Source organism: Pseudoalteromonas sp. MSK9-3 (assembly GCF_003590335.1).
In the GTDB taxonomy this organism is placed as follows: Bacteria; Pseudomonadota; Gammaproteobacteria; order Enterobacterales; family Alteromonadaceae; genus Pseudoalteromonas.
Genome location: NZ_MIET01000033.1, coordinates 19,884 through 42,269, shown reverse-complemented (window position 1 = coordinate 42,269; position 22,386 = coordinate 19,884). Strand labels below are relative to the sequence as shown.

Sequence of the window (22,386 nt, the reverse complement as noted above, 5' to 3'; positions counted from 1 at the left end):
TCTGAGCCATGATCAAACTCTTCAATTAAAAGTTTTGTTGAAACCCTTTACTAGAAAGTGTTTCGTGCTCATTGAATTCTGATTTTGATTTCTTTCGAAATCGAATTGACTGTGCTGAAACAAGTAAACTTGTTTCCGTTGGTCACTCAGTTTCTCCTAAGAGAAAATCAATTGAGACTCTAATTTTTTTGCGTCGCTTCAATCTAAGAAAGAAGGTTCGCTGTTAGAACTCAATCTGTACGAGTGCCCACACAGATGATTGCTTCATATTTTTAAAGAACGTTGCGATGATTAAGCGCTTTGCTTTATCTCGCTAGGGCTGCGCATGTTACGCTTTCCTATTTTTTTGTCAACACTTAATTTTAAACATTTTCTTAAGTGAAAAGCTAAACTAAGTTTTACTTGACGCTGACTCGTTTCAGTTTGCTTTTCAGCGTGTTGCTCCGTGTCAGTGGGGTCGCATTATAGGGAGATGGATAAAAAGCGCAAGCGTTTATTTGAAGAAAAGTGATAAAAACACTATTTAATGATAAAAACGTGTCGAAATGACCATTTATGACACTTTTACGTTCAAAAAACACTCAGAAACGTTATTTTAAAGACCAAGCAGCATCTTTTGAAACAAGAAGGCTGAACACAACCTACAGATTACTATGATAAATCATACGCCTTACGGCACCTTTTCACCTCATCCATATGACAGGTTAAATGAAAGGCAGAGAATGGCGCTTTACCTACCTTTCAATCAATGACTTATGATTTAATCTTTATAACCCCACGGTGCACTTGGGACCGTGATTGGCTTCGTTAAGTCAAAATCTACTCTAAACTCACGACCTTCACGTACAAGTCGATAAGTAAACTTTTCATCATATATGTACATTTGCCAAGTATTCCCCATTGATTGAGGGATCCCTTGACGAGCAAAAGACTCTTTTGAATACTGATCGGCAGGGAACGACTGTACATTCGCAAAACCTGCATCGATTGTGTGGCCACCATACATGGTTGAATCATCATCGGTCCCATCTTTATGACGATGGTCATGTTTAAGACTTAAGCCACTGCCTGTTTTAGTGATCAACCAAGTCCGTGACGCATCGCTACCGACATGAAAAGGCACTTGCAATTCACGTTCATTACATCGACGTACATGCATTACTAGCTTTTTGCCTGCAAATGAATTTGGACCCGTTACATTATCAACGGTGATTTTTCCTTCATACGCTTTACCACAGTGTGCTGCGATATTATCAAAGAATGCGTCATGAGAAGGAATAGAGACCAAAGGTGCAGGACGAGCGAAAGCCACACTGCTCACTAAGGACAGCGCTGTTGCAACCACAAATTTCATAGTAATGTTCCCAAAAATTAAAAACCAAAGGGTAGCTAGCCCTTTGGTTGTTTGCAATTAAATGCGCTTAACTCACCGCGCGATATGATGGGCCGCTTAAAGTAGTATTACTGCCAAGGACGTTCTGACCTCAATGTATGCTCAAATGCATTAATCGCCTCATTTAACTGCTCAGTTTCGCCAATAAAGTCTAAGCCACTTAATAGTCGTGCTTTAATGTCTGCGCGAACTTCAAAGTTAATTGCATCAAAATAAGGGCTGCGTAACTGTTGTTGCACCAAGTCCACTTCAATTTGAATATCATCATGTTGTTCAGCAATTACGAATAACGACTCTAACGTGTCAGCCTCTAGCGCAATACAGAGCATTTGATTGTTACCACAGTTATTAAAGAAAATATCGGCAAAGCTTTCAGCGAGTATAATACTGAAACCATATTGTTTTAGTGCCCATGGTGCATGCTCTCGAGAGGAGCCGCAGCCAAAGTTATCACGGGTTAGCAAAATTGATGCACCTTTATAGCAGGCTCGATTTAAAACAAAATCAGGGTTAGGGGCACCATCGTCTAAATAGCGCCAATCATAAAAAAGCGCTTTATCAAAACCATCACGGCTCGTCGATGTCAAAAACTGCTTAGGAATGATCTGATCGGTATCGACGTTATTTTTATCCAGTGGTGCTAACAGCCCTTGGTGATATGTGCTCATGATATCTCCCCTCTTATATCCGTGAAGTGACCAGCAATGGCCGCCGCGGCCGCCATCGCTGGACTGACCAAGTGTGTACGCCCACCACGACCTTGTCGCCCTTCAAAGTTTCGGTTTGACGTTGAGGCACACCGCTTACCAGCACCTAGTTTGTCATCATTCATTGCCAAACACATTGAACAACCAGGTTCTCGCCACTCAAAACCCGCCGCTTTGAAAATCTCTGCAAGACCTTCTTGCTCAGCTTGCTGTTTAACCAAGCCTGATCCCGGCACTATCAAAGCTTCAACACCGTGCGCAACTGTTTTACCTGCAACCACGGAGGCCGCAGCCCGTAAATCTTCAATACGGCTATTAGTACATGAACCAATAAATACTGTATCTACTTTTGCATCTGTTAATTTTTGCCCAGCTTCAAGCCCCATGTACTGCAAAGCACTGCGAATAGCATCTGCTTTAATTAAATCGCTCTCTTGCTCAGGGTTAGGGACAACTTCATCAATACCAATCACCTGTTCTGGGCTGGTGCCCCACGTCACTTGAGGCTGAATGTCTTGCGCATTCAGCTCAACCACTCTATCAAATTGCGCCCCTTCATCAGAGTGAAGCGTACGCCAATATGACACAGCTGCTTCAAACTCTTCTTCACTAGGGGCAAATGGACGACCTTTTAAATATGCATACGTGGTATCGTCTGGTGCAATTAAACCCGCCTTAGCACCCATTTCAATACTCATGTTGCACAACGTCATTCTCGCTTCCATCGACAAGGCTTCAATACCTTCCCCGCAAAATTCAGCCACATAGCCTGTGCCACCAGCAGTCCCTAACACACCAATGACTGCCATGATCAAATCTTTTGCTGTCACGGTTGGACGCAATACGCCGTTGATCTGTACCTTTAACGATTTAGCTTTTTTTTGCTGTAAAGTTTGCGTTGCTAATACGTGCTCAACCTCAGAAGTGCCAATACCATGTGCCAACGCGCCAAACGCGCCATGGGTAGAGGTGTGGCTGTCACCACAAACAATGGTCGTGCCAGGCAAAGTGATCCCTTGTTCAGGGCCCATAACATGGACAATCCCTTGGTTTATCGAATTTAAGTCATATAGCACAATGCCAAACTCTTTGCAGTTTTCGGCAAGAGCCATTAACTGATTTTTTGATACTTCACTGGCGGCATCTAAAGATCGGCTTTTAGTGGAAACATTGTGATCCATTGTTGCGAAGGTTTTTTCAGGGCAACGCACCGGACGGTTTTTCTCGCGTAAGCCTGAGAACGCTTGCGGTGACGTTACTTCATGGACTAAATGTCTGTCTATATAGAGTAAGTCTGTTTGTTTGTTGATCTGTGCAACCACATGCGATTGCCAAATTTTGTCATATAAGGTTTGAGCCACGTGCTACATCCTCAAATAAAGCGGTAACCTGACGGAAATCACCGCATTGGTTGCAATTAAATTCGCGATACGATGGCTTGTGCCACATCTTGCGTGGTGTAACCACCCTCAGGGTATATGTCCGGTGTACCGACACCTGCTGCAACAGCCTCAGCAACGGCCTTTTCTATTGCACGGGCAGCTTCATCTTGGCCTAGCGAATAACGTAACATTAAGGCGGCACTTAGAATTTGCGCTATTGGGTTAGCAATGCCTTTACCGGCAATATCCGGCGCAGAGCCACCAGCAGGCTCATATAAACCAAATCCTGATTGATTTAAGCTTGCAGAAGGCAGTAAACCCATGGAGCCTGTGATCATGGCGCACTCATCAGATAAGATATCGCCAAATAAGTTATCGCATAGCAGCACATCAAACTGACTTGGCTGTTTTACGAGCTGCATCGCCGCGTTATCAACATAAATATAATCTAGTTGTACTTCGGGGTAATCTTTACTCACTTCAGTGACCACTTCACGCCATAGCACGCTCGATGCCAAAACATTCGCCTTATCTACCGAGGTCACATGGCTGCTGCGTAATTTTGCAGCTTCAAATGCGAAACGCGCAATCCGCTCTATCTCTTTACGAGAATAACGCTGGGTATCAAATGCCGCTTCGTGCTCTCCTTCCCCTTCTCGGCCTTTTTCACCAAAATAAATTCCACCGGTTAACTCTCGCACACACAGAATATCAAAGCCTTGCTCACTAATATCTGCACGTAATGGAGATGCACCACTTAATGCGGGTAAGAGTTGTGCAGGACGTAAATTACAAAACAAGCCAAAATGTTTACGTAGCGGTAATAAAGAAGCACGCTCCGGTTGCTCGCTCGGGGGTAAGTGCTCCCACTTTGGCCCACCAACCGAACCAAACAAAATAGCATCTGCAGCTTCACACGCTTTAAGCGTTGCTTCAGGTAATGCTTCACCGCATTCATCAATGGCGGCACCGCCAATGGCGTGGGTTTGACGATTTAAGGTGAAGTCAAATTTTTCACTCACCGCATCGAGTACTCTATCTGCTGCGGCCATGACTTCTGGGCCAATGCCATCTCCGGCTAATACGGCAACTTGGTAACTTGCTTGGCTCATCCTGCTTTCCTTTGTTGTTTCAAATCAGAGACTTTTTGCGCTCTGTTAATAAGATTATAAACACGGACCATAGCCCGTACCGATGCTTCAACAACATCAGCAGCAAGACCTGCACCGTGATATTGCCGTCCGTTATATTTTGCGATGATATCGACTTGTCCCAGCGAGCTTGCCCCCTGACCGGTCGCATCTAAGTTGTATTCAATGACTTCAACAGACATCCCAATAATTCGCTCAATGGCTAAAAAAGAGGCCTCTACTGGCCCATTACCTGTTGCCGCTTCTTGCTTGGATTGTCCAGCGACCGTCATACCAATGGTAGAGCTGGCAACCGACTGTGAATTAGATGTTGAGTTAACAAATTCAAGTTTAAATTGGTCGTCCTCATCATCCATTTGATTAAAGTGGATCATCGCCTCAAGATCATAGTCATACACGGTGCCCTTTTGGTCTGCTAATGCTAAAAAGCTCGTGTATAAGCTATCCATATCGTAATCAGATTTTTGATAACCCAATTCAGATAAACGATGCTCTATGACATGGCGGCCTGAACGAGAGGTCATATTTAGTTGATTGTTTGGCACACCCACACTTTCTGGTGACATGATTTCATAAGTATTCTGCGCTTTTAAAACGCCATCTTGGTGGATCCCTGAGCTGTGAGCAAACGCATTTTCCCCCACAATCGCTTTGTTTGGCTGCACCGACATATTACAAATTTTTGCAACTTGGCGAGATGCTCGGTAGATTTCCTCACTGCGAATATCGGTATGTACTTTTAGGTAGTCTTGGCGCATCTTCATGATCATGGCCACTTCTTCTAATGAACAATTACCTGCGCGCTCTCCAATACCATTAATGGTACATTCGATTTGTCTTGCACCCGCCTGTACCGCGGCTACAGAGTTGGCGACCGCCAAGCCTAAATCATTGTGACAATGCACACTTAACCGTGCTTTATCTATGTTCGGCACATGGTTCATTAAATGACGGATCATGGCAGAGTATTCATCAGGCGTAACATACCCTACGGTGTCTGGTAAATTAATGGTTGATGCACCCGCGTTAATCGCCGATTCTACAATACGGCATAAATCTGCATGTGGCGTACGCCCCGCATCTTCACACGAAAACTCCACGTCATCAGTATAGTTACGCGCTAATTTAATTGATTTAACTGCCATGGTTGTCGCATCGTCTAAGCTCATACGTAGCTTATGCTCAAGGTGCAAAGGGCTGGTAGCAATAAAAGTATGAATACGACCGCGCTCAGCAGGGCGTAATGCCTCGCCACACGCCTCAATATCTTTGCTTACAGCGCGTGCCAAACCACAAATAACCGGATTACGTACTTCGGTCGCAATGCGCTGCACAGCTCTGAAGTCAGCCGGGCTCGATACTGGAAACCCAACTTCCATAACATCCACATTTAATCGGCTGATCGCATGCGCAAGTTGTAACTTATCATCTTCAGTGAGACTGGCCTTTAACGCTTGTTCACCATCTCGCAATGTCGTATCGAAAATCCAAACTTTATCCTGCATACCCTGTTCCTCGGCCCAAAAAATAAAAAACCCCGCAATGTGCGGGGTTGAAAAGTAGTTGCTCAGTTGCGCGCACTACACCCCGCTCTTACATTTAATAAGTAAGAGGTTAAGCAGTAGTGACAAACGTGTTATTTTTTTCATTGAGCAAAGTCGTCCTGTTGATGGATTAATTATGTTTTATCATGTTGGAACACCGTAATGCAAGAATAAAAATTCCAAAAACAATGATTGAAACGCAAGGTTATAGACTAAAAAATTCAAAAACGCACGATATATAGAATATAAAAAACAAAAAACCTGAGAAGTTCAGGATTAAAAACCAATCATCTCACCCATGCCTGATTAGAATAACTTTTTACCTATTTGTTACGAATGAGCATGAGGTTTGTGCACGACCTCCTGCACTCATGAATAAACAAGTCAGCAATAAAATTGTGTAGTAGAAGACTATAAAGAGGTGGCACTGCCACCTTCGCCGCCTGATATTATTTACTTATGAGCATTGTGCTAACCAAGGAGATGTCATACATACACTGCGAATACCTTCCATGTCACTTAACAAAATGGTCGCTCGCTCTACTTCCAATTGCGCAGCGTCAAGTTCACCGTCATTTGCAATCGCCAAAAATGCCCTCGCTCGCTCTAAACGCCTAACGGCTGCACCATATCGACTTTCTATTTTTTGCCAGATAAAGTCATATTGCGGTTCAGTTTTTATACTCTGGCTCTGTAAAGCATAGTGACCTGACTCTTCATAGGAACGTGTTGTAATCCCTCTTGGAGCCTTCTCCATTAATTTTAGGTCTTTGGCCAACCCTGAGTTTCCAAAAACATAATCAGACAAACGCTGCAACGTCGTTAAACATGGCGTAATATCACTCCCTCGACAATGCTGTGTATTGTTATTCAGCAAGCTGGTTAATTCTGCTGGTAAAGGCGCGCTTGAATTCGCGTCAATACTTAATACCGCATTCGCTGCATACTTCTCTATTAGCTTGACCTTGGTGATCGTTTTTTTGAAAAAGAGTAACCGTATCTTAATTTTCGTTACAAAACGTTTGTAGTCAGCCTCTGAGCGAAAATGTAATCGGGTATTGATAAACACATCTCGGCCATAATCAAGCTGATATATAAACGAATTACCACAGTCGTTATTTTCATACCCTGCCACTACCTGGCGATTTTCCAACGTGCTATACCCTTCATCGAATTTCAGGTGCAATTGTGACGTTAAGCTCAATTTATCGGTCGAATTACGGTGAGTGATCGATGTAGAAACACTGCCAGCAATAATAAATAAGTTAACACCGCCATGCACTTCACCAAACGTTCTGCGACGCACTTGCGTTGCATTTAACCGCTGTAAATAGTCAAGCTCACCTGACATTGCGCTATGATAACGGACTTGCCCTGTTACACATTTAGCATCAGGGGTATGCGACTGCTGGTTAAAGCCTCTCCCCAAATCGGCTTGAGTATACGACTCAGTATAATAACGCTGGGAAAACACACTAAATGAACAACACAGTATTAATAGGCTCACTAATATTCTCATGCCTACTCCTTAGCATGGGCCAAAGCCATTCACTTTGGCCCAAAATTGTTAGTAGTCAGATTAAAACGCTGTGCCATACGTGCTTAATGCACCTTCACACAAACGCCAGTTTAGAATACCAACCGCTGGGGTTTTGGCATTTATAAAAGTAGGTGCCCAGCGCATATTGCGATATTTAACACTCTCATCTTCAGCAATCACACCTGCTCTTACGGCTTCTTGACGTGCGAGCTCACACTGCTTCCAGTCAAGTCTGTCTGAAGAAGGCAATTGTAGTTGCGTTACATCATAACCTGCAGGGCACGTTTTGCCGCGGCGAGTACAATCATCTCTCATTTTTTGAACTTCAACCTCGCATGACGTACCAAATGGATTGTCACGACAAAATTGCGCTGCATTGAATAAGAACCATGCATTGTCATATGCCAGCTTTTGAATTTGCTCTACTGCATTACTCTGAGAGTCAGGTAAATAGGCGTAATAGCTGGTCAATAGGCTTGTTGCACGTTGCTCATCAAGTACCGCTTGTTTAAAATCATCTTCAAGCTCACTGATCAGCCACTTAGTCGCATTTCTAACGGGTTGATAATTGGCTACCAAAGGTCTCACAGCTAAAGAGGCACTGTCATAACGTGTCGTATAATACCTCACCACGTTATAGTCACTTAGTGAGTTTAACTGTGCTCTAAAACCATCTTTAGAATACTTAACAGCCTCATAAAACATATCAAAACATGGCTTGGGATTATCCAGTGAACACGTAATGATATTATTCGGAATAATGCTCAGTAACTGTTTTGGGTCGCCCCCATGCTGAATAGCGCGCACCGTGATCTTCACCGATGATTTGGTATCGTCTTGTAGGTATTTTAACTGACCACCCACGTTGAATATGCCACCATATAAATCCACATCAAGGTATCCACCAATTTCAGACTTGTCACGGTTACTGCCGTAATCGATTTTTAGGTTCACCATAATATTGGCGCCATACTCAATACCGCTGACAAACTCATCCCCAGCTAATTGCTGTAAACGGGCTTGATGTTTATTCGCAATTTCGCTTCCTGCGGGCGATAAGGTATAACCTATGTTGCTGTCCTCAGGTAAAAACAATCGTTTCTTCGGGGTACTGGTTGCACTGAATGTATATGAACTAGAGTAAGTACTTGAGGCCATCTCTTTTGCTAATGATGCACCCGCTGATACACGTACCACGGGAAAGTTTACATCAATATCGACACTGCCATTTAATGTGCTCAGCAAGTCGTCATAGCTCATGTCGATGCCCGTTTTAAACTTAACTTCTGTGTTACCAAAAGTTTCATCCACACGGCCCGCTATCGGCTGTACATTCAAAAATCGATTCGTCTGACTATCATACGCCGTGCCAATCGCCACGTGATCATTGATCAACCCGGAAATGGTAGAGCCTGAATTCGTAGACACTTGATTATCTACGCTTGGTGCTTTTGCTAGTGCGTAGTGACTAGCCATGCTCAGTAGGAGCACTGTAGAATATAATGGTTTCATAATTAGTCCTTAACGAATTGTCACCAGGTAGTCTTCAACTTCACCATAATGAATACGGTTACACGCATCATCAGAGCCCCCGCCTGCATCTGTCGCTACGCGCATTAACGTCACACCATCTAACTGCTCTGCAGGCACATTGACTGCAAATTTGAATATGCCGTCTGATGCTGACTTAAACACCATCTCAGATGTTGAGAACTGTCCATTTTGGTCCCAATCAATCCATACCCTCGCGGCAACAAATGATGGGTAATCAGGTTCTTTGTTTCCAGGAGTAATAGTCATTGATACCGTACGACCAGCAGGCAGAGTCACAACTTTGCCAGATACCGCCGTGTAGTCTCGGCCGACTGATTCATGAGTAAAGTTATCAATGGATACTTTAGATACCCATTCCCACTCATTATCAAATGCAGCATTTTCGCAGTATTGATGGGCCAATATCGTCGTTTTTAATGCAACAGGCACATATTCTGGCGGCATAGTGCTACAGGCATCTGTCGCACTATTACCAGCATGCCAATCATAAGGGTTGGTAAAGTCAGTATTCGCAAATGTCAGGTATTGTGCTTTGCCTTGTGCAAGGCGCTGCGGAGAAAGCCATAGCGCTTTAAGCTGGTTTAGCTTCTCTTCTTTACTGATAATTTGCGTGGTGTCGAACGCGCGCTCCCACACTTCCACTAACAAACCGTCGTAACACTTTTCTAGCCATGCGAAACGACCTTGTGCCTGCGAAGCCGTGAGTAAATCGCCTAATTCATTGTAATTTGCAGTCTGTTCAAGCTCCGTGTTTGCCAGTGCACTTGATGCAACGCACAACACAGACGATGCTGCTAATAATTGTTTTATCATGGTCATATCCTTATTTTAAAACTGCACTAAAGCTGCTGTAATCTCGGTAATAACTGAGGTTTTGTGCCTCATACTCAATACAGTAATTGCCTTCAGGATTTTGCTCACAATAATCCACCATGTCGGCAAATAAATTTGCATTACTGCGGCTTGATGTCTCAATTTCGCGAAGTTGTTCTAGTTCAGAGGTAGAAAACTGTGATGCGTAGTAACGCTGTAAATTTTTCGCTCTACGATAGGTAAGGCGCTCTTCAATCCAGCGACTGGTTAATTCTTTTACCACTAACTTTGTTAGGTAATTAACCGCAACGTAACCCTGAGCAGGCACAAGTTGTTGTAACTGCGGGCCAGAATCTTGGTAATCAGCTAAGTAGGTCTCTGTCACGTTATAATCATCTAGCGAGTTAAACTGATTGATGTAGTCTGTTTTAAGGTATTTAACAGCCGATTCAAATAATGCGAAGCAAGGTTCTGGGTTTAATAACGTACAGCGCATAATGCCATTAGGGATAATGCTTAATAGACGATTAGGATCGCCACCACTTTGATAACCACTCACAGAAATCTTTATCGACTGACGTTTACTGTCATCTAATTTCTGTAATTTACCATCCACCTTCACTTTACCGATCCAGTCAACACTTAAATACCCGCCAATGGTCCGCTTATCTGATTCGTTGCGATAATCAATCTTCATATTGATCACAACATTAGACCCATAAGCAAACCCATGCACAAATCCATCGCCTAGATTCTTCGCTTTATTGCCGGGCTGTGCCACAGCTAAGTCTAGCGCGGCCTGTGTTGGCAGGTACCCTGTCGTCGAAGACGGCATTAACATGCGCGCTTTGGGTTTTACCGATGAATAAACCGTATAAGTACCGGTATACTTATCAGCACTGATGTCTTTAGCATAATTCGCACCTGCATCAACCCGTACCGCAGGAAACTTAAAGCCTGCATCCACTTTACCATCGATCAGCTTTAACGCCTGCTCATAACCTAAATCAACACCGACTCTAAAGTCGATTTTAGAGTTACCTAAATCTTCAACTTCAGCCCCTATAACCGACTGCAAGCCAAGAAATACATTGCCTTTACTTTTATATGCCGTCCCCAGTGGTACCGTATCAACATTATCAGTTCCTTCAGATGAGATAGTTACATCCGTCGCTTTATCAAATGATGGGACCATGGTTGCAGCAAAACTTGATGTACTCATCAGTGCCAATAATATAGGGGTATAAACAAAAACTTTCATAATGTCCTCCTTGTACGGCCCCGTAGGGCCGCCATCATTTATCGAATGCTATTTAGGTAATCTTTGTGCCAAGGTTCTGGCAAACGATTTAAGACATCTTGTTGCGTTTCAACTTCATTCTTAAACTCATTATCACTTTGCATACCTAGATCACCGACTTGGATGCCATTGGCAAACATACTGAATGTTTCACCCTCTATTTGAACATCATCGCGTTTGCTACGTTTCAAGCGCAAGTTGTAAACCTTTCCGTCAAACTTTACTTCATCTATTTTGGTAATGAATTCTGTTTTACCCTTAGTATGAATACGCTCACCTAACTCTAAGTCTTTTGCCCAAACTGATTTACCTGACTGAGTAATGACTGGGTGAGACTCAGTTAACAGTAACTTCTTCCCCTCACGCGTGGTAAGTTGGATCATTGGAATCGCTTCAACCCCAATTGAGATGTCAGAAATCTCAAGGTCTAAGCGTTGCGCTGGATTAAATTGACTAGCCCCCACAACAGTGTCACCTACTTGTAACATTTCTATCGGTAATTGCTTACCTCCAGGCAGTGCTATCAGGCTACCTTCTGCCAAACAGCTATATACTACTTGCATTTGTGGGTAATCTGTTTTTTCCCAAGATGAATTGTGTCCAGATGATCCAATCACATGTACCTCTGGTCTTGGTGCTTGTCCTGGCCTTATTTGATTATCTAATGCAAGGTTCATGATCCAGTTAGCATCTTGGTACCGACCATATAATGAAGCATCACCAAAAACGCCTTGGTTACGCGGAATATTCCACGAAATTTTGGTTTTAGTGCTTCTTCCTGTACCAATATATTCAATATTTAAACTGTCCGCGAAAAAGTTTTTAATGTCAGTATATTGATGCCCAGAAATCGTTGATGCACCACCACCCTCTTTAGTTTGCACAAAGATATTTGTGCCAAAGTCAACAATAACTGGCTTATCAATTTTCCCTCCAGGAATCAATTTTGTAGTGCCATCACCGTTTTCTTGAATATCTAGCACCGTCCAATCTGGTCTATATATGCGTGAAACTTTACCGCGCATTACATACTCACCCACAAATGGAATCTTTAGTTTCAATTGATCATTTGGCGTATTGACTGGGTAAATATTTTCATAATCACAATCACCATAATTGCGATTCAAACACACAATTATTTTTTGGTCTGGTATAGTCGCACCAGCTTTAGAGCGCACATCTTTCGGGTGTACTATTGAGACACTATTACCAAACAAAATGCTACTGTCTGCCACTTTATCTGTACTTAGCTCTGCTTTTGATGAAAATTCAGGGGCAACATATCCGAGTAGTGCAAGTATTGCATCTTTAGAATATTCCACTTTGGAGTTGCGATCTTCAACGACTTCATTACCACTGGCATCAGTTGTTACCACCGTCACCCAAGCATCTGCATACACTCGCTCAACGGTTTTTAACTTAGCGAGAACATCCGCCACCTTCGCCGAGGAATAAATTGATTTCCGCTTATTTTCAGTCCCATCTCCGAAGTACTCGGCATAACGTGATAAGGTTAGTGCTGAGCCTTTCTCATCGACAAGCGTAATATCAATAAAGGTATAATCGGTCGCCGTAATTTCACTATTTAAAGCAGATATAACCAAATGTTCTTCGTTTGTGCCCGGCTTAGTTAACACTTCATAACCCATATGCTTGAAAAAAGTACAAAGACTCGTGTGATGTGCATCACAAACCGTCGCATTGACATCAGTCATCTTTTGACTTAACTGTGTATCAACTTGATAGCCTTTGTTTAACTGTTTACTTATGAGAGAAAACAAGTGCGGCCTATTATGCTTGTTTAAACCATATTTATTTAACCTGTCTTTTAAAGCTTGGTTGTTGCTTTTATCGGCTAAATTGGCTTTTTCAAACCCTTGAGCAATATTGAAAGGTGCAGCGGTTTGTGTACTTAACTCTGATTGAGTTGCATACGCTGAGATAGACGCACTCCCTAGTGCAAGCGCAATTGATAAACTGAGGACTTTCATCACTTTTCCTTATTATTTTGTAACTAATCAAATTGAATTTTGAGCACATGCCCAGGGTCCTCATATCTTTGATATGAGGACCTTACTGCTGTAAGTTGGTTAAAAACTAAATGGGTGGATTAACTGCCGTTGACTGTGAATTCAATATCTTCAACTTCGCCATAATCAAAGTTGCGACATCCATCGCCACCATGTTCTACGGTTGGGTGCTCTTCTAAACGTGCTCGCAGCACATATTTCCTACTTTTCCACCACGAGATCCATGGTAGGCGAATAGACTGACTGGCTTTAATACGGCACTCACCATTACGGCAGTCTTTAGTGTAATTACTATTCACATCGTAGTAATTCGCTTCACCGACTTGAAATGACTCATCACGGTCTCCATCGAGCCAAATTGTAAAACGCACATCACGGTTATCACGACTCAATAAATTATCAATTGTGCCTTCATCAAGTACATTACTGCGGATATCAACATTCAACTCAAGGCTATCTTCAAACTCTAGATTAGTTTGATGCTTCACATAGCCATTGCCATTGGTGCCCGCAGAGCCTGCATTAAAATGGCGTGAATGAATCGAGGTCCAAAGGTGCATTTCATCGATATAAATTGTTTGTGCATTAGCTTGGTTATTTATACCGATTTCACATTGTGCAGGAGCACTCAAAGTAATTTGCTGCGAAAGTTCATCAAAATGACCACTACCATCTTGATAATCAACGCGTAAATAGACGGTATAACTTCCATCCACAAGTGGGTATTGCACCTCATTAGGTTGCTCTTTTGAACTTCCTTGGTTATCGAAACCAAAACGCCATGTATAACTAGGCTGCCTAATGGCATTAACTTGTGAGGTATTGGTAAATGTAACGCGGTTATCGGCAGAGATTTGGTATGTAAAACCCGCTTCAAGTGGCAACTCTGGTATCTCTATCCTCGCTTTTAAATCAACTACCTGTGACGACTTCACATAACCACACGTATCATAAAATGCATATTGTCCGCCCAATGAAACCCGCATTAACCCAATACCCGCTGAGGTACTATCTTTGAGCTTAAATTTAACTTGCCCATTATTGATGGTTTGATTGGATACCATCATTTCACTTTCTGAGAACAAGCCATCTCGGTTATTATCTAATAGTACCGACACCAACTTACCATTGAGCGAACTATCAAACTTAATCACTTGCTGAACGTGTTTATTTAACACATGCGTGTCAGTTAGCACACTTTGATATGGCTGAGTGTTTAATGGTATTTGCTGATCATTCACCGTAATCGAAGACAAACTAGATTGCCCTTGAGCCTGTACTGGCGGGCACGCAGCTTGCACCGCTCGACTATAATAATGTCTGTACCCGACCAATTCAGTGTTGTCAGTTTTTAACACGGCCAGTTTAAACCGGATTAAGTCGTCAGTATTTACTAAGCGTTCTCGCTGTAAAAATGCATGAATTGCAGAGGCGCTATTGTTTTGCCAACGCTCAATTGTTCCATCCCCCCACTCAACAGTAATGGCTTTGATTTGATTTGCTGGAACAGAGCTTACCGTATAACTTACAACGTCATATTGAATAGAGCCGTCGAAATCGAGTGTCGACAATTGACTATTTTGCGCAATAATACCCACCGAATGTAGAGTCGTATCTATTTGCTGTTTGACTTCGTTTACACTGCCTATATGACTAAAATGGCTCGCCTGATCAAGCAAACACATCCCCGCATCTTGAACGGATATACCTTTGAAGAAACAATTGATGTTAGCACGTAGGAAGAGTTTAAACGCATCTTGAATAGACCAATTTTGAGTTTTAACTAACTCATAAAACGCTTTTCTAAATACACCCGCGGTTTCGTAAATTGATTGGCTTGGATTATATGATTTAAAATGATCAATACTTTTACCATCCCAAGATGGCATAGCAAAATATCGCGCACCAGTGTCCTCATACAATACATCCCAACCAAACCACCACTTCCGATTGCCTCTGTGGTTTGTGTCACTGTCTAACGATTTACGATTAAAAGCACTCGAGCTTTTGTAAGAACCTGACACGTTCTGCGATAAATAATCAAACACCGCAATACTGGCAATATCTGAAAATGCCTCATTCAAAGCACCATCTTGCCCATTAGCATTAAGTTGACTATTCCAATATGTCACCGCGTGGCTTGCTTCATGCGACACAATATCTAAGGTTGTATGGTAATAGTGCGTACCACCGTAGTTACCAGTACCATAGTTTACATAGGTGTCATCCCAGTTCGCCTGTGAATTACCATGGGTATTATTTCCCACATTTTGCACCAATTGCTTTAGACAGAACCCCTGCGGGTTACACTGAGTTTGTTGGCTAGGATATATTTCAGTCAATAGCTTATGGTAATACTGCATCACTAAGCCCGCATTAAAATGGGCTTCATTCACACCTGAATAACTAAAATAATCATAATATTGATTATCCACAGTTGTCCGCTCAAAGTGCTCATTGTTGTCCCCGCATTGATAACTTGATGCGCGTGTTTTATCTGCTAAATAGTCGATAGTTTTGACGTACGGGTTCTCTAGCGTACATACCCCTTGCTGTTTTGACACCACGAAAGGGTATCCAGAGAAGTCAGAAAACAAATGTGCTTGGGGGTCTGAAAAGGTTAATTCAGATGCAGCTGAATCTGATGGGTCGAATTTATAGGATAAGCAGTTCTGCATACTTGCAGGCGCAGGAGAATAACAAATAGCACCTAATTTTTCATTGCCACCTATACCGCCACCGGCAACAAAGCCTTGCTGAGCTGAGAACCCATCAATATCGCTTTCTTGGCGTAAAACTTTAAAGCTTTGCGCATCAACGATAAAATTAACACGGTCTGAGGGGGTGATTACGTTTGCAACAAACACTGCTTGCAAACCATCATCATTTAAAATAAATGCTTTGCTCAGTTTCGGCTCACTCACAAACGCAACGCCATCAGTGCGTAAACGATGAACCAGTTTTTCTGTTGTTTGTTGAGTACTAAGTGTGAATGACGCTGGGCGCGGGATACTAAAGTCTTTCTCTGCAAGCAATACATTGCCTAAACCTTGTTCAACATTCCCAGCCTTATCGACTAATAAAACAAATCTATTGTCTAGTACTGGAATATCACCAAGATAGACTTGGTAGTGCTGATAGCGGCTGCTGTCACCTCTTGTCTTGACAGCTCGATAATTAACTTTGAGCTGTGCATTAAGTGTTGACTTGCCAGTAACACGTCTCACAGTGTTAGGCTTTAGAAGGTGCGCTTGTATTTTAGGCCACACATGACTTTCATTGACTAAAGAATACTGTTCGATGGCATGACTGTTCAACGCCACTCCCATCAAACCGCTTAATGTTAACCACAACCGTTTTTTCATTCCGACTCCCTTGATGTACCCATTTTAGAATTTTTTAATTGCCACGGACCAAAAGTGTAAATATTCTATTTAGAGTAAGGGATCAAAATTAACAATCAAATAACAAAAAAGTCTTATATCGGCTCAAAAAGCAATCAACACATTGATATCAGTGAGTTAGAATAAAACAAAAAATTAACATTAGTGTTAGAGGGAAAATCTGGCGAAAATATGATAAATACGTACCAAAAAAGTACTAACGCCAATATTTTTTTAATTAATTACAATGAACTATAAAAAATTATTGAAAGTAAAATACAGTTAATGACTACCATAATGTGCAGACCCTCTTGCAATGTAACGAAGCTGCCATACTAATCGCTCTGTTAGCTCTTCTAATTGCTGACTATCTTGGTCTAATGCATCGGCCCCCGCATTAAACACCAAGATCACCATTGCCTCTGCTTGCATATATGCGTGATGTTTATCACATGGCGTTTCGGTTTCTAAATAATGCGCTAATTCCAAGGTAAAGTGCTTAATTTCGCGTGCCACGGCGGCACGAAACGCTTTCGATGTCCCAGAACGTTCACGTAATAAAAGACGAAATTGGTTGCTGGATGTATCAATAAACTCCATGAATGTCTGCACTGAGGTGTTAATCACGCTCCCCCCACTGGCAATACGACGTCTGGCTTGACGCATTAATTGACGCAGCGTCAGACCCGCTTCATCAACCATGGTCAAGCCCAATTCATTCATGTCTTTAAAATGTCGATAAAAAGAAGTCGGTGCTATTCCTGCTTCACGTGCCACTTCTCGTAAACTTATATTGGAAAAGCTATGTTCAGCGCTTAACTGATTAAAAGCGGCCTCGATAAGTGCTTGTCGAGTTTTTTGTTTTTGCTGTGCACGAACACCTGACATTTTTCATTCCATATATAATTAGATCAAACATTGTAGAGTCTAATACTTGACGGCAGCAGAATGAAATACTATTTTAGCGTACAAGTGTACGCTGAGATTTAAATAATGAAAAAACCGCCGATTATTTGGACAAATGTGCTGTTCTTTAGCCTGACTTTTCTGGCAGCCATCACATTAGTGCCTTGGTATGGCTATGAATATGGCTATACTGCTACGCATTGGGCTGTATTCACAGCTTGTATGTTCTATGCAGGATTATCAATTACTGCTGGTTACCACCGCTTGTGGGCCCACAAAGCCTACGATACACACCCTGCTGTACAATGGGTATTCGCCATTGGTGGAGCATTTGCATTACAAAATAGTGCCTTGCATTGGAGTAGCGACCACCGAGTTCATCATGGCCAAGTCGACGATCCAGTGAAAGACCCTTATGCTGCAACAAATGGCTTTTGGTATAGCCATATTGGGTGGATGTTACGAGACCATCAAGGCGAAAGCTATGGTGACTACAGTAATGCCCGAGACTTACAGCGCAACAAAATCGTGATGTTCCAGCATCGTCACTACCTAAAGCTCGTGCTAGCAACCAATATTGGCATTCCCTTACTACTTGGCCTATTAGTGGGTGATGTCATTGCCATGATGCTACTCGCTGGTTTACTGAGATTAGTACTGAGCCAACATTTCACTTTTTTCATTAATTCATTAGCGCATATTTGGGGCTCTCGCCCTTACACAGAAAAAAACACCGCGCGCGATAATGGCTTTTTAGCGCTCTTTACTTACGGTGAAGGGTATCATAACTTCCATCATATTTTTGCCAGCGATTATCGCAATGGCATCCGCTGGTATCATTACGATCCCACCAAATGGATGATCCGTGCCATGGCAGCTTTGGGTTTAGCGTATAAACTTAAACGTACGCCTGTAGAGCGCATTGAAAAAGCCAAAGCAGAAACCTTGCTCATTAAAACTAAAGTTCGCTTAGCAAAATTGCCTTTAGCGCAAGATAAGCTTACATTGTTACAACAAGAGTATGAATTGCTTCTAAAAAAGCTCCAAACATTTTGCTCTGTGCAAAAAGAATTACTAGAAGCAAAAAAAGACTCCATGCGCGAACAGTGTGATAAATCAACACTCGCAAAACAGTACCAAGAATTAGAAGCAGCTTGGCACGAGCAAAAACAAGCATGGTTGGCATTAAACGCGAGGCTGTTAAAACCGTCATTTAGTCTATAACTAAATTTCACAGCCTCTTAAGAGACAGATTGAGGAGAGGCTGTGACTAAACCCAAACAAACCCCTGAAAACCCACAAGCACCAAATTATCAATATGATGCAATTATAATTGGGACTGGCCCAGGTGGTGAAGGCGCAGCGATGAACTTGTCAAAGAGTCAAAAGCGCGTCGCGGTGATTGAGCGTCAACGAGCAGTTGGTGGTGGCTGTGTGCATTGGGGTACCATTCCTTCCAAAGCATTACGCCACTCAGTTAGCCGTCTTATCGAATACAAAGCCAACCCGCTATATCGCTTTACCGAAAAACCTCAACGTCATACATTTCAAGATATTTTGAATCACGCCAGCGCGGTTATCTCTAAGCAGTCGAATTTACGCAGTAGCTTTTACGATCGCAACCGTATTCACCTATACCAAGGTGATGCCAGTTTTGTCGATGCCCATACCATCAAAGTGCAACATGAAGATGGCTCCCAAGAATTACTCACTGCACACACCATCGTTATTGCAACTGGCTCTCGCCCCTATCGTCCCCCAGAAGTTGATTTCAGTCACCCTCGTGTGTACGACAGTGATACTATTTTAAGCCTGAAACATAACCCTCAACGGGTCATTATTTATGGTGCAGGGGTAATTGGCTGTGAATATGCGTCAATCTTTAAAGGACTTGGCGCAAAAGTAGATTTAATTAATACCCGAGATCGATTACTTGCCTTTATGGATGCAGAGATATCTGACGCGTTAAGTTATCACTTTTGGAACAGTGGTATTGTGATCAGGCACAACGAAGAGTTTTCTAAAGTAGAAGGCAGCCAAGAAGGCGTTATCTTACATCTTCAATCAGGCAAACGTGTAAAAGCAGATTGTATCTTGTTTGCCAATGGTCGAACGGGTAACACCAATGACCTAAACCTTGCTGCTGTTGGTTTAAAAGCGGATGGTCGAGGTCAACTTAAAGTCAATGAAAATTACCAAACTGAACTCGATAACGTCTATGCTGTAGGCGACGTAATAGGGTATCCCAGCCTAGCCAGTGCTGCATTTGATCAGGGTCGAATTGCCGCAGATGCGATTGTGCAAGGCAATAGCGCTGATAAACTCATTATTGATATACCCGCTGGCATTTATACGATTCCAGAAATGAGTTCAGTAGGTAAAACAGAGCAAGAGCTAACTGCTGCAAAAATTCCCTATGAAGTTGGCCGTGCACAATTCAAACATCTCGCCCGAGCGCAAATTACGGGCACTGAAGTTGGCAGTTTAAAACTGCTGTTTCACGCAGAAACAAAAGAGCTATTAGGCGTGCATTGCTTTGGGGAGCGAGCCTCTGAAATTGTTCACATTGGCCAAGCCATTATGGAACAAAAAGGGCCCGGCAATAACGTAGAGTACTTCGTTAATACCACATTTAATTACCCAACTATGGCAGAAGCATACCGGGTTGCGGCACTCAATGGCTTAAATAGGTTATGCGATTAAAATGAGTCACACATGATCAATCTTAGTCGCCCCTAAGCACGGCTAAGATTGATCATTGATTACTCTAGAATTGATATTTAGCAGTGAGCCGCCAGAGGTTTTCGTACGTATTTTCATCTCGACCTACAGGAGGTCTAAACGAAGCCTGTGTATCTAGATATTGCCATTCTGCGCCGACTTGCCAATGAGTAGAAAGCTGTTTCTTTAGATTAACAGTCACAGCGTTCGTCTGACTGGCATTTGGATCAAATTGCCAAACATCTTTGTCTATCACTTTAGATTGCTCTAAGCGAGTACTGATCCGATAGCGCTGCCAAGTATGGCTGAGCATCACAAACCAGCTATTAAAATCATTGTCTACACCCCGACGCTCTCCCATCGCAGTATTACCAAACATCGCTTGCATAATGAATTGCGTTTGACTCGACAACTTACTCCGCCACGCAATACTCCAGAACTTCGTATCCCATGCATATTGCCGTGTATTTTGATTAAGTACTGAGGGGTCACCGTTGTTATCATACCAATATAACCGTAGCGTATGCTTTTTTAAGTACTCAATATGTGTGCCTAAATAATAACCAAAGCGTCCATCCACTTCACTAAACGGCTCTACAAATTGCCCTTGCTGTGCTAATTGTGGTGCCATTAATGCGTATAATGGCGCAAATTGAATACGCTCATTGACCACTGATTGCCTATCATGAGGCGCAAAACCTCGCCACGCAAGTAAGGTCCCAGCCGGATCATTTCCCTTATATATGGCCCCTAAAAAACTCACATCATATTTGCTACGAAATCGTCTCGCAGGGCGTTTTAACTCAAATTCTGCACCAAACATGCGAACTTCTTCCCCAATCCATGCGTTAAGTGCTGAGTACTGGTAGGTGTATGGAGATGACCAAGCAAGCGCTGGATTCTCTAATGACATACGCGGGTAAAAGGCACCAATACGAGAACGAAACTGATATCGTTTTGCCAAAGGTTGATAACTTAAATATGCCTCTGTAAAACCCAACTTATGACTCGGATCGGGGACATATTGCGCTACAGCATGGCCCGACCAAGCTGAGCTTAAATCAAGCCTTCCTTCGAGGGTCGCCCTAGACACATTCAGTCCATCACTGTGTTTTCCAAACCGGCTCATACCCCAACCACCAGCAGTCCATGATGTTTGTTCACTGCGTTCATGGGCACTGATCTCTACCGTGCCATGTAATTGCCCTTCAAACGCACTCGCTTGATAAGCCAGACATGGCAATAAACACAGAGCCCATATCGTGCCATTTTTAATATCCATCTGTTTCGTCCGTTAAAAAGTCGATCTTTTCAAGCAAAGGCTGCTTTAACTGGTACTGTACTTTTTGTGACCCATCTTTAATTGTCAGTACCTGTGATTCTGGTTTATCCAAATCCTCAAATCGCTCATGCCATACATGTAAGTTTGCACTGCCTAGTTGTTCAGGGTTTAATGGTAAATCAATCTTGCCTTGTTTATCCGTTAATCCATACACGCCCGAATTAACCACCAATATATAACCCAACATCCAGTCATGAATATTACACCCTAATTCAACCACCCCAGATTGCGTGAACTTAATAGGGGCTTGTGGTTTATCGCGATAGAGCTTTAATTCAAACGCTTTTGGCTCAGAAAATGAGTACACATGATGTAAAATAGAATCAAAGTTAGGAAACTCAACCTGTGCACCTTGAGGTATGATCAACGCATGCGGTATAAAATTACGATCTTTTTGCCCCATATTATATTTTTTTAATAGTGTTGAGGGTTCTACGGGCCATAAATCACCTTCTAACCAAACAGCGGCACCAGCCAACGGCTGACCCAGTGTATCCTTCACCGTTACTTCCAAGGCTTGACAAGAAAACCCAAAAAAGCATGCTAACCCTATAAATTTTTTCATTTTTTACCAATCATACTATGTTAAACCGTATGTTTTTCAGTATAGATTACCTACT

16 protein-coding genes are annotated in these 22,386 nt (G+C 42.6%); 2 read left to right on the top strand and 14 right to left on the bottom strand.

The window, feature by feature from the left end; genetic code table 11:
- Positions 1-760: 760 nt before the first annotated feature.
- From BGP78_RS15390 to fabR, 12 genes are all read right to left on the bottom strand, one after another.
- Positions 761-1,354, bottom strand: a complete 594-nt coding sequence (locus BGP78_RS15390; RefSeq protein ID WP_119862208.1) for a hypothetical protein — start codon at positions 1,352-1,354, stop codon at positions 761-763.
- Positions 1,355-1,461: 107 nt separating this feature from the next.
- Positions 1,462-2,061: a 3-isopropylmalate dehydratase small subunit gene (gene leuD / locus BGP78_RS15385; protein WP_119862205.1), complete on the bottom strand. Its 600-nt coding sequence runs from the start codon at positions 2,059-2,061 to the stop codon at positions 1,462-1,464.
- A complete protein-coding gene (gene leuC / locus BGP78_RS15380) occupies positions 2,058-3,461 on the bottom strand; it encodes a 3-isopropylmalate dehydratase large subunit (protein ID WP_119862204.1) in 1,404 nt (467 codons plus the stop codon). The genes leuD and leuC overlap by 4 nt, the downstream gene beginning before the upstream one ends.
- 56 nt (positions 3,462-3,517) lie before the next feature.
- On the bottom strand, positions 3,518-4,594 hold the full coding sequence (leuB, locus tag BGP78_RS15375) for a 3-isopropylmalate dehydrogenase (protein WP_119862203.1): 1,077 nt from the start codon (positions 4,592-4,594) through the stop codon (positions 3,518-3,520).
- Positions 4,591-6,138, bottom strand: coding sequence for a 2-isopropylmalate synthase (leuA, locus tag BGP78_RS15370; protein WP_119862202.1), 1,548 nt, complete (start codon positions 6,136-6,138; stop codon positions 4,591-4,593). Before leuA ends, leuB begins: the two co-directional genes overlap by 4 nt.
- A 496-nt stretch (positions 6,139-6,634) precedes the next feature.
- On the bottom strand, positions 6,635-7,696 hold the full coding sequence (locus BGP78_RS15365; RefSeq protein ID WP_119862201.1) for a hypothetical protein: 1,062 nt from the start codon (positions 7,694-7,696) through the stop codon (positions 6,635-6,637).
- 60 nt (positions 7,697-7,756) lie between these two features.
- Complete coding sequence (locus tag BGP78_RS15360; RefSeq protein ID WP_119862200.1) at positions 7,757-9,229, bottom strand: internalin; 1,473 nt, start codon at positions 9,227-9,229, stop codon at positions 7,757-7,759.
- A gap of 9 nt (positions 9,230-9,238) precedes the next feature.
- Entirely contained in the window at positions 9,239-10,084 is an 846-nt protein-coding gene (locus BGP78_RS15355) for a GEVED domain-containing protein (RefSeq protein WP_119862199.1), read from the bottom strand.
- A 10-nt stretch (positions 10,085-10,094) separates the two neighbouring features.
- Positions 10,095-11,345, bottom strand: a complete 1,251-nt coding sequence (locus BGP78_RS15350) for a hypothetical protein (RefSeq protein WP_119862198.1) — start codon at positions 11,343-11,345, stop codon at positions 10,095-10,097.
- 38 nt (positions 11,346-11,383) lie between these two features.
- On the bottom strand, positions 11,384-13,375 hold the full coding sequence (locus BGP78_RS15345; protein ID WP_119862197.1) for a Hint domain-containing protein: 1,992 nt from the start codon (positions 13,373-13,375) through the stop codon (positions 11,384-11,386).
- A gap of 119 nt (positions 13,376-13,494) precedes the next feature.
- Positions 13,495-16,779: a M4 family metallopeptidase gene (locus tag BGP78_RS15340; protein WP_119862196.1), complete on the bottom strand. Its 3,285-nt coding sequence runs from the start codon at positions 16,777-16,779 to the stop codon at positions 13,495-13,497.
- 300 nt (positions 16,780-17,079) lie between these two features.
- Positions 17,080-17,685: an HTH-type transcriptional repressor FabR gene (fabR, locus tag BGP78_RS15335; RefSeq protein ID WP_119862195.1), complete on the bottom strand. Its 606-nt coding sequence runs from the start codon at positions 17,683-17,685 to the stop codon at positions 17,080-17,082.
- Positions 17,686-17,790: 105 nt separating this feature from the next.
- On the opposite strand from fabR, the gene BGP78_RS15330 reads away from it, so the two are divergent.
- Both BGP78_RS15330 and sthA read left to right on the top strand, forming a co-directional pair.
- Complete coding sequence (locus tag BGP78_RS15330; protein WP_119862194.1) at positions 17,791-18,927, top strand: fatty acid desaturase; 1,137 nt, start codon at positions 17,791-17,793, stop codon at positions 18,925-18,927.
- 42 nt (positions 18,928-18,969) lie between these two features.
- Positions 18,970-20,406 (top strand): Si-specific NAD(P)(+) transhydrogenase, encoded by a 1,437-nt coding sequence (gene sthA / locus BGP78_RS15325; RefSeq protein ID WP_119862193.1) that lies wholly within the window; start codon positions 18,970-18,972, stop codon positions 20,404-20,406.
- 64 nt (positions 20,407-20,470) lie between these two features.
- Here the strand turns inward: sthA and BGP78_RS15320 are convergent, their stop codons facing one another.
- Both BGP78_RS15320 and BGP78_RS15315 read right to left on the bottom strand, forming a co-directional pair.
- On the bottom strand, positions 20,471-21,706 hold the full coding sequence (locus tag BGP78_RS15320; protein WP_119862192.1) for a hypothetical protein: 1,236 nt from the start codon (positions 21,704-21,706) through the stop codon (positions 20,471-20,473).
- On the bottom strand, positions 21,696-22,331 hold the full coding sequence (locus BGP78_RS15315; RefSeq protein ID WP_119862191.1) for a methylamine utilization protein: 636 nt from the start codon (positions 22,329-22,331) through the stop codon (positions 21,696-21,698). Before BGP78_RS15315 ends, BGP78_RS15320 begins: the two co-directional genes overlap by 11 nt.
- Positions 22,332-22,386: the final 55 nt, after the last annotated feature.

Excerpts from the sequence above, each read along its gene's own strand:
- fabR (WP_119862195.1), bottom strand. The coding sequence starts at position 17,685 with ATGTCAGGTGTTCGTGCACAGCAAAAACAAAAAACTCGACAAGCACTT.
- BGP78_RS15345 (WP_119862197.1), bottom strand. The coding sequence starts at position 13,375 with ATGAAAGTCCTCAGTTTATCAATTGCGCTTGCACTAGGGAGTGCGTCT.
- BGP78_RS15365 (WP_119862201.1), bottom strand. The coding sequence starts at position 7,696 with ATGAGAATATTAGTGAGCCTATTAATACTGTGTTGTTCATTTAGTGTG.
- BGP78_RS15340 (WP_119862196.1), bottom strand. The coding sequence starts at position 16,779 with ATGAAAAAACGGTTGTGGTTAACATTAAGCGGTTTGATGGGAGTGGCG.
- leuB (WP_119862203.1), bottom strand. The coding sequence starts at position 4,594 with ATGAGCCAAGCAAGTTACCAAGTTGCCGTATTAGCCGGAGATGGCATT.
- BGP78_RS15320 (WP_119862192.1), bottom strand. The coding sequence starts at position 21,706 with ATGGATATTAAAAATGGCACGATATGGGCTCTGTGTTTATTGCCATGT.
- BGP78_RS15355 (WP_119862199.1), bottom strand. The coding sequence starts at position 10,084 with ATGATAAAACAATTATTAGCAGCATCGTCTGTGTTGTGCGTTGCATCA.
- BGP78_RS15330 (WP_119862194.1), top strand. The coding sequence starts at position 17,791 with ATGAAAAAACCGCCGATTATTTGGACAAATGTGCTGTTCTTTAGCCTG.
- leuA (WP_119862202.1), bottom strand. The coding sequence starts at position 6,138 with ATGCAGGATAAAGTTTGGATTTTCGATACGACATTGCGAGATGGTGAA.
- leuD (WP_119862205.1), bottom strand. The coding sequence starts at position 2,061 with ATGAGCACATATCACCAAGGGCTGTTAGCACCACTGGATAAAAATAAC.
- BGP78_RS15350 (WP_119862198.1), bottom strand. The coding sequence starts at position 11,345 with ATGAAAGTTTTTGTTTATACCCCTATATTATTGGCACTGATGAGTACA.
- BGP78_RS15360 (WP_119862200.1), bottom strand. The coding sequence starts at position 9,229 with ATGAAACCATTATATTCTACAGTGCTCCTACTGAGCATGGCTAGTCAC.
- BGP78_RS15390 (WP_119862208.1), bottom strand. The coding sequence starts at position 1,354 with ATGAAATTTGTGGTTGCAACAGCGCTGTCCTTAGTGAGCAGTGTGGCT.
- BGP78_RS15315 (WP_119862191.1), bottom strand. The coding sequence starts at position 22,331 with ATGAAAAAATTTATAGGGTTAGCATGCTTTTTTGGGTTTTCTTGTCAA.